The 13,166-nt window shown below is 72.3% G+C and carries 9 protein-coding genes; 7 read left to right on the forward strand and 2 right to left on the reverse strand.

Translation table 11 applies throughout. From position 1 onward, the window contains the following. Window positions 1–69 precede the first annotated feature (69 nt). The 3 genes from fumC (at window position 70) to ACFSOX_RS08550 (ending at window position 2,285) form a co-directional block, all read left to right on the forward strand. Window positions 70–1,542 (forward strand): class II fumarate hydratase, encoded by a 1,473-nt coding sequence (gene fumC, locus ACFSOX_RS08540; protein ID WP_378477379.1) that lies wholly within the window; start codon window positions 70–72, stop codon window positions 1,540–1,542. Window positions 1,543–1,809: 267 nt separating this feature from the next. After that, complete coding sequence (locus ACFSOX_RS08545; RefSeq protein ID WP_378477380.1) at window positions 1,810–1,998, forward strand: DUF4169 family protein; 189 nt, start codon at window positions 1,810–1,812, stop codon at window positions 1,996–1,998. Beyond that, a complete protein-coding gene (locus ACFSOX_RS08550) occupies window positions 1,995–2,285 on the forward strand; it encodes a ribbon-helix-helix domain-containing protein (RefSeq protein ID WP_378477381.1) in 291 nt (96 codons plus the stop codon). The genes ACFSOX_RS08545 and ACFSOX_RS08550 overlap by 4 nt, the downstream gene beginning before the upstream one ends. A 110-nt stretch (window positions 2,286–2,395) precedes the next feature. Here ACFSOX_RS08550 and ACFSOX_RS08555 read toward each other — a convergent pair whose 3' ends face one another. Both ACFSOX_RS08555 and ACFSOX_RS08560 read right to left on the reverse strand, forming a co-directional pair. Continuing rightward, the gene (locus ACFSOX_RS08555) at window positions 2,396–6,421 is read right to left on the reverse strand and encodes an AsmA family protein (protein WP_378477382.1); all 4,026 of its coding nucleotides are present in this window, start codon (window positions 6,419–6,421) and stop codon (window positions 2,396–2,398) included. A gap of 430 nt (window positions 6,422–6,851) precedes the next feature. Next, window positions 6,852–8,303 carry an FAD-linked oxidase C-terminal domain-containing protein gene (locus tag ACFSOX_RS08560; protein WP_378477383.1) on the reverse strand — a complete coding sequence of 484 codons (1,452 nt, stop codon included), beginning with the start codon at window positions 8,301–8,303 and terminating at the stop codon, window positions 6,852–6,854. A gap of 102 nt (window positions 8,304–8,405) precedes the next feature. On the opposite strand from ACFSOX_RS08560, the gene ACFSOX_RS08565 reads away from it, so the two are divergent. The 4 genes from ACFSOX_RS08565 (at window position 8,406) to ACFSOX_RS08580 (ending at window position 13,166) form a co-directional block, all read left to right on the forward strand. Further along, entirely contained in the window at window positions 8,406–8,915 is a 510-nt protein-coding gene (locus tag ACFSOX_RS08565) for a thioesterase family protein (protein WP_378477384.1), read from the forward strand. Between the two features lie 213 nt (window positions 8,916–9,128). Next, window positions 9,129–11,879, forward strand: a complete 2,751-nt coding sequence (locus tag ACFSOX_RS08570; RefSeq protein ID WP_378477385.1) for an ATP-dependent helicase — start codon at window positions 9,129–9,131, stop codon at window positions 11,877–11,879. A gap of 78 nt (window positions 11,880–11,957) precedes the next feature. Then, complete coding sequence (locus ACFSOX_RS08575) at window positions 11,958–12,476, forward strand: DUF29 domain-containing protein (RefSeq protein WP_378477386.1); 519 nt, start codon at window positions 11,958–11,960, stop codon at window positions 12,474–12,476. Between the two features lie 87 nt (window positions 12,477–12,563). Further along, window positions 12,564–13,166 carry a L,D-transpeptidase gene (locus tag ACFSOX_RS08580; RefSeq protein ID WP_378477387.1) on the forward strand — a complete coding sequence of 201 codons (603 nt, stop codon included), beginning with the start codon at window positions 12,564–12,566 and terminating at the stop codon, window positions 13,164–13,166.

Genomic DNA, 13,166 nt, shown 5'->3' on the forward strand with positions numbered 1-13,166 from the left:
ATTTCCTTGCCCGCCGCGGGCGGAACCATCGACCGTGGGCCGGGTCTGTCGTCGGGTCAGGAGGGCGCCATGACCGCAGCACGCACCGAGCCCGACGCCGAAGCCGCAACCGCGTCCAAAATCCCGTCCGGCACCGCCCCCCCTCGCCCGTCCGGCCCGACCCGCACCGAGACCGACACGTTCGGTCCAATCGCGGTCCCGGCCGACCGCTACTGGGGCGCCCAGACCGAGCGGTCGCGCCGCAACTTCCGCATCGGCGAGGAGCGCATCCCGCTGCCGCTGATCCGGGCGCTGGCGCGGGTGAAGCGGGTCGCGGCCGAGACCAACCGCGATCTCGGCCTGCTGGCCCCGGAGATCGCGCAGGCGATCGTCACGGCCGCCGACGAGGTCGTGGCCGGCCGCTTCGACGACCATTTCCCGCTGGTCGTGTGGCAGACCGGGTCGGGCACCCAGACCAACATGAACGTCAACGAGGTGATCGCCAACCGGGCGAACGAGATCCTCGGCGCCGGGCTCGGCGCCAAGGCGCCCACGCATCCCAACGATCACGTCAACATGAGCCAGTCGTCCAACGACAGCGTGCCGACCGCCATCCACGTCGCCGCCGTCGCGGAGATCGCCGAGCGGCTCTTGCCGGCGCTCGCCCATCTCGAGGCCGCATTGGAGGAGAAGGCGACGGCCTTCGAGCCGATCGTCAAGATCGGCCGCACGCATCTGCAGGACGCCGTGCCGCTGACGCTCGGCCAGGAGTTCTCCGGCTACGTCGCCCAGATCGGATCGGCGGTGGCCCGCATCGAGACGGCGCTGCGCGAGCTCTACCCGCTCGCCCAAGGCGGCACCGCGGTCGGCACCGGCCTCAACGCCCCGGCCGCCTTCCCGGACCTCTTCGCGCGCAAGATGGCGGCCCTCACGGGCCATCCGTTCACCAGCGCGCCGAACAAGTTCGAGGCGCTCGCCGCGCACGACGCCGTCGTCTTCGTGCACGGCGCCGTCGCGGCGGCCGCGACCGCCCTGTTCAAGATCGCCAACGACATCCGCCTGCTCGCCAGCGGGCCGCGCTCCGGCCTCGGCGAGATCGTGCTGCCCGAGAACGAGCCCGGCTCGTCGATCATGCCCGGCAAGGTCAACCCGACCCAGAGCGAGGCCGTGACCATGGTGTGCTGCCAGGTCTTCGGCAACCAGACCACCATCACGACGGCGGCGAGCCAGGGTCATTTCGAGCTGAACGTGTTCAAGCCGGTGATCGCGCTCGCCCTCCTCCAGTCGGTGCGGCTGATCACCGACGCGGCGCGCTCCTTCGCCGACAACTGCGTCGTCGGCATCCGGGCGAACGAAGGTCGGATCGCCGACCTGATGAGCCGCTCGCTGATGCTGGTGACGGCGCTGGCCCCGTCGATCGGCTACGAGAAGGCGGCGGCGATCGCCAAGACCGCGCATGCGAGCGGCACCACGCTGCGCGAGGCGGCGATCCGGCTCGGCCATGTCACGGCCGAGGAGTTCGACCGGCTGATCGAGCCGCGCGCGATGACGCGGCCGGATTGACGACGCGCCGCGCGTCGTCGTGATCTGCAAGGGGCTCTCGACCCGGCCCCGACGGCCGTGCATTCTTGCACCGCATCACCCGTTCGGCATCGCCCGCCCGGCATCACCCGGCTGCGACACGACCACCGAAACAAATCCGGCGGGAATGCCGTATAGTCGGCCGGGTCCGTCGCGAGTCTCGCGCGGGCTCCCTCCTTTCGGTCGCTTCGGTCCGTCGCCCCTCCGCCGGACCGGATCGGCCGGACAGACCCCCGAAAGGAGACCGCCATGGGCGAAATCGTCAATCTGCGCAAAGTGCGAAAACGCAAGGACCGCGAAGAAGCGGCGGAACGCGCGGGGCAGAACCGTGTTCTTCATGGGATGCCGAAGGCGGAACGGACGGTGCTCGCGGCCCGGAAGGAAAAGACAAGCCGCGCGCTCGACCAGCATCGCCTCGAGACGGGAGAGGGTGAATGAAGTCCCCAGTCGTGAAGCGCTCGATCGTGATCGCCGGCCACAAGACGAGCGTCAGCCTCGAAGACGCCTTCTGGAAGGCGCTCAAGGAGATCGCCAGCGCCCGGCACGTCACGCTCTCCGATCTGGTGTCGATGATCGATTCCGAACGTCGCCACGGCAATCTGTCGTCGGCGATCCGGCTGTTCGTGCTCGATCACTATCGCACCGGCGGCGCCGGAACCGCCTCCGGCAGCGGCGGCCACGAGACCAGCGAGCGGCCTGCCCCTACGGCGATGCGAGCGAGCTGATCGGCTTCGGTGCGACATTGTCCACGAGCCGACGCTCGCGGTCACGGAGTACCTCCGTCTGACGATCCCTGCCTCGGTCCGCGGACCGAGGCGGCGATCTACGTCGTTTCTCACTGAAAATTGAAGAGCTGCTTCATCAGCGAGCGCACCGGGGACGGCGCCTCGGGCTGCGGCTGTGCCTGTGCGTTGGACGGGCGCGACGGCCGCGCGGCGGCAGGCGGCCCGGCCGACGCCTGACCGGCCATGCCCGCCCCGGCATCGCCGGCCGGAGCCGCCGAACGGACCACCGGTTGGCTGCGAATCTCGATCGGCGGCGGCAGCGCCGGCGGACTCTCCCCGGCCTGTCGGGGCGGCGCCGCGGACGCGGTCGAGCCCGGCGCCGGCGCGCTCGGCTGGACGGTCGCCGAAGGCGCCGGTCGCGGCGACAGGCCGGAGGTCGAAGCCGGCCCGCGCGGCGGCGCGCTGGCGGTCGATGCCGGGTCGCCGTCCAACCGCGGAGCCTCCGGCCGGCCGACGACCGGCCGCGCCGCCGCCTCGCGGGCGGCTGCGTCACGGGCGGCCGCCTCACGCGCGGCCGCCTCGCGGGCCGCCGCGTCCCTCGCCTCCCTGGCGACACGCTCGCGCGCCGCCGCCTCGCGGGCGAGACGCTCACGCTCGGCCCGCTCCTGCCGGTCCTTCTCCAGCCGGGCGCGCTCCGCCTCGGCGAGTGCCTCGCGGCGCTTGGCCTCGCGCTCGGCGATCTCCAGGCGCTTCGCCTCCTGCTCGACGGTGCGCAGCGTCACCCAGGTCACCAGCGCGTTGGTGTCGACGCTGCGCTTCGGTGCCGCCCACGGCCCGCGCAAGGCGATGCCGAGCTCGGGCCGGCGGCCGCCGGGCGCGTCCTCGCGCCCCGGCCCGGTCAGCGTGATCCGCGCGTCGAGCGCGTCGGCGGCGAGATCGAAGGCTGCCGTGAGCGTCACGTCGGTGCCGTCGGCGGTCGTCTCCATGGGGCCGAGGCGCACCCGGCCGTCGACCACCGAGACGGCGCCGCCCGCCTTGGCGACCGTCAGCCGGCCGCCCTCGAGCGCCGGGCCGAGCCAGCCGGCGAGCCGCTCCAACGGCAGGCCGCGCTCGACCGCCGCGATGCCGGCGTCGACCGCCTTGGGATCGAGCCCGGCGAGCTGGACGTCCGTGACCGTGACGGCGCCGCTGCCGTGCAGGGCGCCGACCAGCGCGGCCGGGCTGAGGCCGATCCCGTCGAGCTCGGCCGAAACGGAGACGCGCCCGGTCGCGGGCGGAGCCTTGCCGCTGCCCAGGACGAGCGCCGAAAGGTCGGCGTCGGCGAGCGCCAGCCGAGTGCGCAGCGACAGGCCCATCGGCACCTGGCGCAGCTCGGCGTCGAACGACAGGCCGCCGTCGGCGAGCCGCCCGCGCGCCTCCTCGACGGCCACGGCATAGCCGTCGAAGCGCACCGCGGTGCGCAGATCGCGAGCCACCAAGCCGGGCAGCAGCGTGGCCCGGTCCGCCTCGACCTCGACCCGCCCGAACAGGTCGGCGAAGCCGGGTCGGCCGAACGGCTCGGCCGACCACGGGGCGGCGTCACGGGGCGGAGCGTCGCGCCCACCCGCGTCACGGGCGGTGGGCACCGGCCGGCGCGCCGCGCCGGCGAGCGCGGCGACGAGCGGCGCCACGTCGAGGTCACTGGTCGCGATGCGGCCCGTCACGGCGCGCGGCTCGGCGAGATGCACGCCGAGATGGCCCTTCAGGCTCGCCCCGGCGAGCCGGCCGGCGAGGTCGTCGAGGCGCAGATCCGGCCCCGACAGCGTGAGCCTCGTGTGCAGCGACAGCGGCACCGGGCCGGCCCCGGCCGGCACCAGGACGCGCGCGTCGGCGGCCGTGACCGTCACCTCGGCGCGGCCGGACGGACCGTCGGCCTCGCGCCGGCCGTTGCCGGTCGCCGACACCCACAGGCCGCCGGAGGCGACGTCGAGCCTGCCCGTGACCTCGCCGTCGAGCCGGCCGGCGCCCGACAGCGCGACCGTGGCCGGGCGCTGGTCGAGCGCCACCAGCCGGTCGAGCCCGGTGAGGGCGGCGAGCGCGGCGCCCTCCTTGGCCTCGACGGTGCCGTCGAGCCGCACCTGCGCCTTGGTCGGATCGGCCGGATCGCCGGTGGCGCCGGCCGACAGCGCCAGCCGGATGGTCCCGAGCCGGCCGTCGACCGACAGGCTCGCGGTCGAGCGCTTGGCGTTCGGCGCGGCCGGATCGTGCAGGGCGGGTGCGACGTCGAGGCGGGCACGCAGTTCGGCGGCGCCCAGCGCGGCGGCGTAACGGCGCAGCGCGCGCGCCTGCTCGGGCGCGACCTCGTCGAGAAGCCCGAGCAGCGCGTCGGTGCGCGGCGCCTTGACGTCGAGCGTGACGGCGCCCTGCGGGGCCGTGATCGAGGTGTCGATGCGGCCGGCGCCGGTGAGCGTCGCACCGCGCAGGTCGCCGACCGCAAGGCGCTCGATGGTCAGCCCGTCCTTGCCGTAGCCGACCCGCGCCTCGACCCGCTCGGCGGCGAGCCGGCCCCAGGCGACCTTGCCGGCCGCCACCCCGATGGTCGCCTCGCCGGGCCAGCCGATCCGGCTGCCGGCGAACGCCTCGCCGACCAGCGCGACGGCGCCGTCGAGATCGACCTCCGCCGACCGGACATCGGCCTCGAGCCGCGACGGCCGGCCGGCGGCGGCGCGCGTGTAGGCGATGCGCCCCTCGACGGTCCTGCGGTCGATGGTGACCGACAGGCCGTCGGCTGCGATGCGGTCGCGGTCGAGCGCGACGTCCCCCTTGGCGCGCAGCACGCCGAGCGGCCTGTCCTTGCCGGTGTCGGCGCGGCCCTCGATCCAGGCGCCGAGCGCCCGCGGGTCGTTCGATTCGAGACTCACGGGACCGGCGAAGGCGAGATCGGGGCCGCTCGGACGCAGCATGCCGGCGAGGCGAAGCTGGGTCAGGCCCGGGAGGCGCAGCTCGACGCCGTCGAGCGTGATCCCCTCGGCGGTCGTCGCCAGCCGGCCCCGGAGGGTCTGATACACCGTGCCGCCGGCGACGAGCTGATCGACCTCGACGGTCGCCGCGACCGGCAGCGGCGGCGCGATGGCGCCGGCGAGGCGGCGCAGCACGTCGGGCAGCGCGGCCGGCCCCGCCGCCTGCGGCCACGCCGCCGCGGGGGCGGCGCCGTCGAGGCGATCCAGATCGACGTGCCGGCCGACGACGGACAGGTCGAGCCGCGGGAAGCGGCCGAGCACCAGATCGGCCGAACCGGCGAGCCGGACGGCGCGCTCCTCCGCCCCGTAGGTCACCTCGGCCTGGGCGAGTTTGACGCGCGACGACGTCGCCTCGACCTTGCCGGCGACGCGCCACGGCGCACGGTCGCGCCCCGCCGCGGCGCCGAGCGCGGCGCCGGGGGGACGCGAGAGGACGAGATTGCCCTCGTAGCGCGGGGCGCCGACGAGCCACAGCGTGCCGTCGGTCTCGATCGCGACGGGCTGGTCGAGCGGATCGATGTTGAGGCGCAGCCGCACGCCGCCGTCGGCGCCGGCCCGGCCGGCGCCGACCCGGACACCGTAGACGCGGCCGCCGGCGACGAAGGCGCCCTCGCCGCGCAGCGGCCCGGCGAGCGAGCGCAGATCGCCCTTGAACGAGACGGTGTCGAGCGTGACGGTGCCGCCGGCGTTCGGATCGGTCAGCACGGCGCGGCCGTTCTCGACGACGAGACGCTCGACCGAGAGGACGTCCGGATCGAAGCCGGACGGCAGCGCGCCGCCACGCACGCGGCCGGCGGCGTCGAGCGCGAGATCGAGCTGGGGCGAATCGAGGCTGAGCTCGGAGATCCTCCACTGGCCGCGCATGAGCGCGCCGAGCGCCAGCTCGACCCGCATGCCGCGCGCGCTCATCCGCACGCCGCCGGTGGCGAGCGCGACGCTCTTCAGCTCGAGCGACGGGTTGGGCAGGAGGCGGACGTCGATCGGCCCGGTGACGGCGACCGGCGTCCCCACGGCCCGGGTCGCCTCCGCCTCGATGCTGTCGCGAAACCCGTCCCAATCGACGAAATGCGGCCCGACCAGCGCCGTCACCAGCGCCAGGATCATCGCCATTGCCAGGCCGAGAAGGGTGGTCTGCACCGAAAGCGCTCCGGACCGCTGCCCGAGGACGTCCCGCTCGCGTCGTGACGGCGTCACCGCCATCGGACGGCACCATGGCTGTCCCGGCACGACGAGCACCGCCGTCGCGCGTCACGGAGTCGAGGCCCCCCGGACTCGAACTCTCGCGGGAATCGGCGGCGATTATATGTCGCTACGCCACTTTGCCGGCAAGCGTTGCGGCCGAAGGAGGCTTCGTGTCCCGGGCGCGGCGCACAGGGATACCCGCTTGCGGGCGACTTTGCAGAAGTCGTCACCCCGGGGCGCGGACCGCAGGTCCGCGAGCCCGGGATCCATACGCCCGGCGATAGTGGCTCACGAAAGACAAGGGTTATGGATCCCGGGCGCGGCGCTTGCGCGCCGACCCGGGACGACGCAGCGTGCCTTGTGCACCCAGGTCGGCGACGTCGGGTCAGGCCACGTCCGCTGGCACGATCTTGCCCGGGTTCATGATGCCGGCCGGGTCGAGCGCGTGCTTGATCGCCGCCATGGCGGCCAGCGCCGGGGCGCCGAGCTCGGCCTTCAGGTACTTCATCTTGCCCTGCCCGACCCCGTGCTCGCCCGTGCAGGTGCCGTCCATGGCGAGCGCCCGCTCGACCAGGCGTTCCAGCAGCGCCTTGGCGCGATGCACCTCGTCGGCGTCGTCCATGTCGACCAAGAGGCCGAGATGGAAGTTGCCGTCGCCGACATGGCCGACGATCGGCGCGACCAGGTTCGACGCCGCGATGTCCGCCTGGGTCGCCACCACGCATTCGGCGAGGCGCGAGATCGGCACGCAGACGTCGCTCGCCACCGACTTGGTGCCGCGGCGCAAGGCGCCGGCCGCCCAGTAGGCGTCGTGCCGGGCCTGCCACAGGCGGGTGCGATCCTCCGGACGGGTCGCCCAGTCGAACGGGCCGCCGCCGAGCTCTTCCGCGATGTCGCCGAACTGTGCCGCCTGCTCGGCGACGCCGGCCTCGCTGCCGTGGAACTCGACCAGCAGCAGCGGCACCTCCGGCAGCTCGAGCTTCGAATAGGCGTTGACGGCCTTCACCTGGAGCTGGTCGAGCAGCTCGATGCGGGCGACCGGGATGCCGGTCTGGATGGTGGTGATCACCGCGTTGCAGGCCGCCTCGACGGTCGGGAACGGGCAGATGCCGCCGGCGATCGCCTCCGGGATGCCGTGCAGCTTCAGGGTCAGCTCGGTGATGATGCCGAGCGTGCCCTCGGAGCCGACGAACAACCGGGTGAGGTCGTAGCCGGCCGCCGACTTCTTGGCCCGCGTGCCCGTGGTCATCAGCTCGCCGTTCGCCAGCACCACCTTCAGGGCCAGCGTCACGTCCTTCATGGTGCCGTAGCGCACCGCGTTGGTGCCGGAGCAGCGGGTGGCCGCCATGCCGCCGAGCGCCGCGTCGGCCCCGGGGTCGAGCGGGAAGAACAGGCCCTGGTCGCGCAGATACTCGTTGAGCTGCTTGCGGGTGACGCCGGGCTCGACCACCACGTCGAGATCCTCGGCGTGGACGGCCAACACCGTGTTCATGTCGCGAGTGTCGACGCAGATGCCGCCGAACGGCGCGTTGACCTGACCTTCGAGCGACGTGCCGGTGCCGAACGGGACGATCGGAACGCCGGCCGCCGCACAGATCCGCACGATCTTTTGAACATCGGCCGTGCATTGCGGAAAGACGACGGCATCGGGCGCCTCGCTCGGCAGCCAGCTCGCCGTGTTGCCGTGCTGCTCCCGGGTGGCCGCCGCGGTGGTGACGAGGCTCGGGCCGAATTCCTGCGCCAGCGTGGCGATCACGGACTCGACGGCGGAACGCAACGGCCGCAGCGGCGCCGCGGCAGGAGCAGTGGGGAGGGGCGGCGTGGCGAGCGGACTCATGGGCGCTGGGCTGCCTTCCGGGGTGTGCGATGCAGCGTCGCGACGCGGACACGGGCTCGCGACTTCGTCATGATTCGCTGCCATACTGATCCGATGAACATCATGCTCGACCATGCCGACCTGAAGCCGGTGTTCTTCGCTCCGTTCGTCTCGTCCGTCATGCGGGTCGAGCCGGACTGGATCGACTACAACGGCCACCTCAACATGGCCTACTACAACGTGCTGTTCGATCGCGCCGCCGACGAGGTTCTGGCGCTGATCGGCGCCGGCACCGACTATGTCGACCGGCAGCGCCATTCGTATTACACGGCCGAGACCCACGTGCGCTACCTGCGGGAGCTGAAGGCCGGGGACGCGGTGCGCGCAACCTTCCAGCTCCTCGATCACGACGCCAAGCGGCTGCACTATTTCGAGCAGCTCTTCCACGCCCACGACGGGTACATGGCCGCCACCCTGGAGGTGATGGCCCTGCATGTCGACATGGACGCCGCCCGCGCCGCCCCGGCCCCGCCGCTGATCGCCAGCCGGCTCGCCGAGATGAAGGCCTCGCACGCCATGCTGCCCCGCCCCGAGGCGGCCGGCCGCCGAGTCGCGATGCCGGAGCGGGTGTAGGAGTCCGCGCCGCCTCCCTCCGCCTCGGCCCCCGCCATCCACACTCTGTCGCGCCCCTCCCCTTGCGGCCGGGCGGGTGCCATCTTTAGGACGAACGATTCGTGAATACGGGCCCGCGCCGCTGCGCGCCCCCGACCTCGGCCGGCCCCCAAAAGACCGGCGATGAGCGACCGGCGCCCGTGCCGGCCGCTCGAACCGGCAGCCTGGAACGGAATGTCCGACCCCTTCGAGCGATCCTTCGAGCCCGCCCCGCCTCCCCCGATGGCGAGCGGCGGCATCGCGGCGCGTGCCCGCGGCGCCCACCGCGCGCCCTATCTGGAGGGCCTCAACCCGGAGCAGCGCGAGGCGGTCGAGACACTCGACGGCGCCGTGCTGGTGCTGGCCGGCGCCGGCACCGGCAAGACGCGCGTGCTGACCACCCGCATCGCCCACATCCTCAGCCTCGGCCGCGCCCGGGCGAGCGAGATCCTCGCCGTCACCTTCACCAACAAGGCGGCGCGCGAGATGAAGCACCGCATCGGCGCCATGGTGGGCGAGGCCGTGGAGGGCATGCCGTGGCTCGGCACCTTCCACTCGATCGGCGCCAAGATTCTGCGCCGCCACGCCGAGCTGGTCGGGCTGAAGCAAGACTTCACCATCCTGGACGTCGACGACCAGATCCGCCTCCTCAAGCAGCTCATCGCGGCGGCCGACATCGACGAGAAGCGCTGGCCGGGGCGCCTGCTGGCCACCCAGATCGACGGCTGGAAGAACCGCGGCCTGACGCCCGACCAGGTGCCGGCCGGCGAAGGCGCCGTGTTCGGCAACGGCCGCGGTCGCGACCTCTACGCCGCCTACCAGGCCCGGTTGAAGACGCTCAACGCCGCCGACTTCGGCGACCTGCTCCTGGAGACCATCCGGCTGTTCCGCGAGCACGCCGCCGTGCTGGCGCAGTACCAGTCGCGCTTCAAGTACATCCTGGTCGACGAGTACCAGGACACCAACGTCGCCCAGTATCTCTGGCTGCGCCTGCTGGCGCAGCGGCCGAGCACGGGGGCGGGGTCGCCAAGAACGACGGCGCCCCTCACCTCTCCCCAGCGGGGAGAGGTCGGCTCGCGCAGCGAGCCGGGTGAGGGGGGGCCGAGCTCTCCGTCATCTCCCTCGCAAGCGCTCTCGCCCCCTCACCCGGCATCCGGGCTTCGCCCGAATGCCGACCTCTCCCCGCAGGGGAGAGGTGAAGAAAGAGCGCCCCAGAAGAACATCTGCTGCGTCGGCGACGACGACCAGTCGATCTACGGCTGGCGGGGCGCCGAGGTGGACAACATCCTGCGCTTCGACCACGACTTTCCGGGCGCCAAGGTGATCCGGCTGGAGCGCAACTATCGCTCCACGGCCCACATCCTCGGCGCCGCCTCGCATCTGATCGCCCACAACGAGGGGCGGCTCGGCAAGACGCTGCGCTCGGAAGGCGAGGCCGGCGAGAAGGTGGTCGTCTCCTCGGCCTGGGACTCGGAAGAAGAAGCCCGCGCCATCGGCGAGGAGATCGAGCAGCTCCAGCGCCGTGCCCACCGGCTCGACGAGATCGCCATCCTGGTGCGCGCCTCGTTCCAGATGCGCGAGATCGAGGACCGCTTCGTCACGCTCGGCCTGCCCTATCGGGTGATCGGCGGCCCACGCTTCTACGAGCGCGCCGAGATCCGCGACGCGATGGCCTATCTGCGGCTCGTCAACCAGCCGGCCGACGACCTCGCCTTCGAGCGCATCGTCAACGTGCCGAAGCGCGGGCTCGGCGACGCGGCGCTGCAAAGCCTGCACGACCTCGCGCGCACCCGCGGCGTGCCGCTCCTGGAGGCGGCGCACGCCATGAGCACCAGCGAGGCCGTGAAGCCGAAGCCGCGCGCGGCGCTGCGCGACCTCGTCGCCGCCTTCGACCGCTGGCGGGCGCAGCGCGACACGCTCCCGCACACCGAGCTCGCCGAGATCGTGCTCGACGAGTCCGGCTACACCGAGATGTGGCAGAAGGACCGCTCCGCCGACGCCGCCGGGCGGCTCGAAAACCTGAAGGAGCTGGTGCGCTCCATGGAGGACTTCGAGAACCTCCAAGGTTTCTTGGAGCACGTCGCCCTGGTGATGGACACGGATCGCGGCGAGGCACTCGACGCCGTGTCGATCATGACGCTGCACGCCGCCAAGGGGCTCGAGTTCGACACCGTCTTCCTGCCCGGCTGGGAGGAGGGCCTGCTGCCGCATCAACGCTCGCTCGACGAGAACGGCCGCGCCGGCCTGGAGGAGGAGCGCCGCCTGGCGCATGTCGGACTCACCCGGGCGCGCAAGAACGCGAGGATCTCGTTCGTTTCGAACCGTCGGATCCACGGCTCGTGGACGTCGAGTCTGCCGTCGCGCTTTTTGGACGAGCTGCCCGAGCAGCATGTCGAGGTGCTGGAGGCGAAGGGCGGCTTCGCCGGCTACGGCAGCGCCTACGGGTCGCGCTTCGACACCACCGCGGCGTTCGGATCGAGCTACACGACGCCGGGCTGGCGCCGCGCCCAGAAGAACCGCGGCGGTTTTGAAGAAGACTCGCACGAATACTCGCAGGAGCACGAGCCCGAGGGCCGGATGCGGGATGTCTCTCCTTCTCACCTCTCCCCGCCGGGGAGAGGTCGACCGAGTGCGGACCCGGTCCGCGCTCGGTCGGGTGAGGGGGGGCGTGCCGCCACGATCGACCAATCCCCCTCACCCGGCGCGCGTCCGGCGCGCCGACCTCTCCCCGACCGGGAGAGGTATGGCCGCGGCCCGCAGACGATCGAGGGCGAGCTGGTCGCCCGCTCGACCGGCGCCCCCTCGACCTTCACGACCGGCGACCGCGTGTTCCACCAAAAATTCGGCTATGGGCGCGTGCGCGTCGTCGACGGCAACAAGCTGACGATCCAGTTCGACAAGGCCGGCGAGAAGAAGGTGGTCGACAGCTTTTTGAACAAGGCGTGAGGCAAGGGACGGCGCCGGCCGCCATGGTGGTTATCTCGTGCAGCGCCGTGTTAGGCTGATATTCAACGAGGGATCGCCATGGCGCCGCAGCGCGACGAGATCACCATCGTCCCGACCGATCCGAACGGACCGGCCCCAGATCCGCGTGCCTCGTACGACCGCGATCTTTACACCTGGGCCTTGGAGCAGGCGCGGCTGATCCGGGCCGGCGATTTTTCCGCGGTCGATGTCGAGAACGTGGCCGAGGAGATCGAGTCCTTGGGGCGGGAGCAGTTCAGCAAGCTCGAGAGCGCGTTTCGTGTGCTGCTGATGCATATGCTGAAATGGGATTTTCAGCCCGAACGGCGATCACGGAGTTGGGCGCTGTCCATCACCGAGAAGCGGCTCGTTCTGGAGGATGTGCTAGACGACAATCCCGGCTTGAAGCCCCGCATACCCGAGGCGATCGCCCGGGCTTACCGAAAGGCCCGGGTCGGTGCCGCCCGGGAGACGAAACGAGACGTGCGGCAATTCCCGGAGCTCTGCCCCTACCCCCTCGCCGATATCACCGACCGCCCGTTCGAGCACACGCCCGCCGCGAAGGAGCCCCCGGATTAACCCTGCCGACCGATGGCGCGGAACCGAACGTCGGAACCCGAGTTTTGTTCCTCGCGTTCGATCGTCACCCCCTGCCCGAGTGAGCCCATGACCCCGTTCCGTCGCGTGATCGGCCCGGCGATTCTCGCCGGTGTGCTCGTCCTTGCTCCGCTGTCTGCGGCCCAGGCCGCCCTGCTGGTCCGCATCGACAAGTCGACCCAGACCATGTCGGTCGTGGTCGACGGCTCGCCGCGTTACTCCTGGCCGGTGTCGACCGGCCGGGCCGGCTTCGGCACGCCGAGCGGCACCTATTCGCCGCAGCGCCTGCACCGGACGTACTTCTCGAAGAAGTACTACAACTCGCCGATGCCCTACTCGATCTTCTTCCACGGCGGCTACGCGATCCACGGCTCCTACGAGATCGCGCGGCTCGGCGGCCCGGCCTCGCACGGCTGCGTGCGGCTGCACCCCTCCAACGCCGCGACCCTGTTCTCGCTGGTCAAGCAGCACGGGCCCGGCGCGACCCGGATCGTCGTCTCCGGCGCGGCTCCGGCCGCGGTGGCGCGGGCGCCCCGCGCGATCGTGTCGGACGGTCCGGCCGAGGCCGGCTGGGCGCCGCGGTCCTCCTACGCCCCGGCTCCGGTGTATGCGCCGGCCGACCGGCCCTTCGACCCCTACATGCCGCCGCCCTATCCCTATCAGCGCTGGTGA

The organism is Rhodoplanes azumiensis (genome assembly GCF_042682915.1).
In the GTDB taxonomy this organism is placed as follows: Bacteria; Pseudomonadota; Alphaproteobacteria; order Rhizobiales; family Xanthobacteraceae; genus Rhodoplanes; species Rhodoplanes azumiensis.

Excerpts from the sequence above, each read along its gene's own strand:
- ACFSOX_RS08550 (WP_378477381.1), top strand. The coding sequence starts at position 1,995 with ATGAAGTCCCCAGTCGTGAAGCGCTCGATCGTGATCGCCGGCCACAAG.
- ACFSOX_RS08570 (WP_378477385.1), top strand. The coding sequence starts at position 9,129 with ATGTCCGACCCCTTCGAGCGATCCTTCGAGCCCGCCCCGCCTCCCCCG.
- ACFSOX_RS08560 (WP_378477383.1), bottom strand. The coding sequence starts at position 8,303 with ATGAGTCCGCTCGCCACGCCGCCCCTCCCCACTGCTCCTGCCGCGGCG.
- ACFSOX_RS08575 (WP_378477386.1), top strand. The coding sequence starts at position 11,958 with ATGGCGCCGCAGCGCGACGAGATCACCATCGTCCCGACCGATCCGAAC.
- ACFSOX_RS08545 (WP_378477380.1), top strand. The coding sequence starts at position 1,810 with ATGGGCGAAATCGTCAATCTGCGCAAAGTGCGAAAACGCAAGGACCGC.
- ACFSOX_RS08565 (WP_378477384.1), top strand. The coding sequence starts at position 8,406 with ATGCTCGACCATGCCGACCTGAAGCCGGTGTTCTTCGCTCCGTTCGTC.
- fumC (WP_378477379.1), top strand. The coding sequence starts at position 70 with ATGACCGCAGCACGCACCGAGCCCGACGCCGAAGCCGCAACCGCGTCC.
- ACFSOX_RS08580 (WP_378477387.1), top strand. The coding sequence starts at position 12,564 with ATGACCCCGTTCCGTCGCGTGATCGGCCCGGCGATTCTCGCCGGTGTG.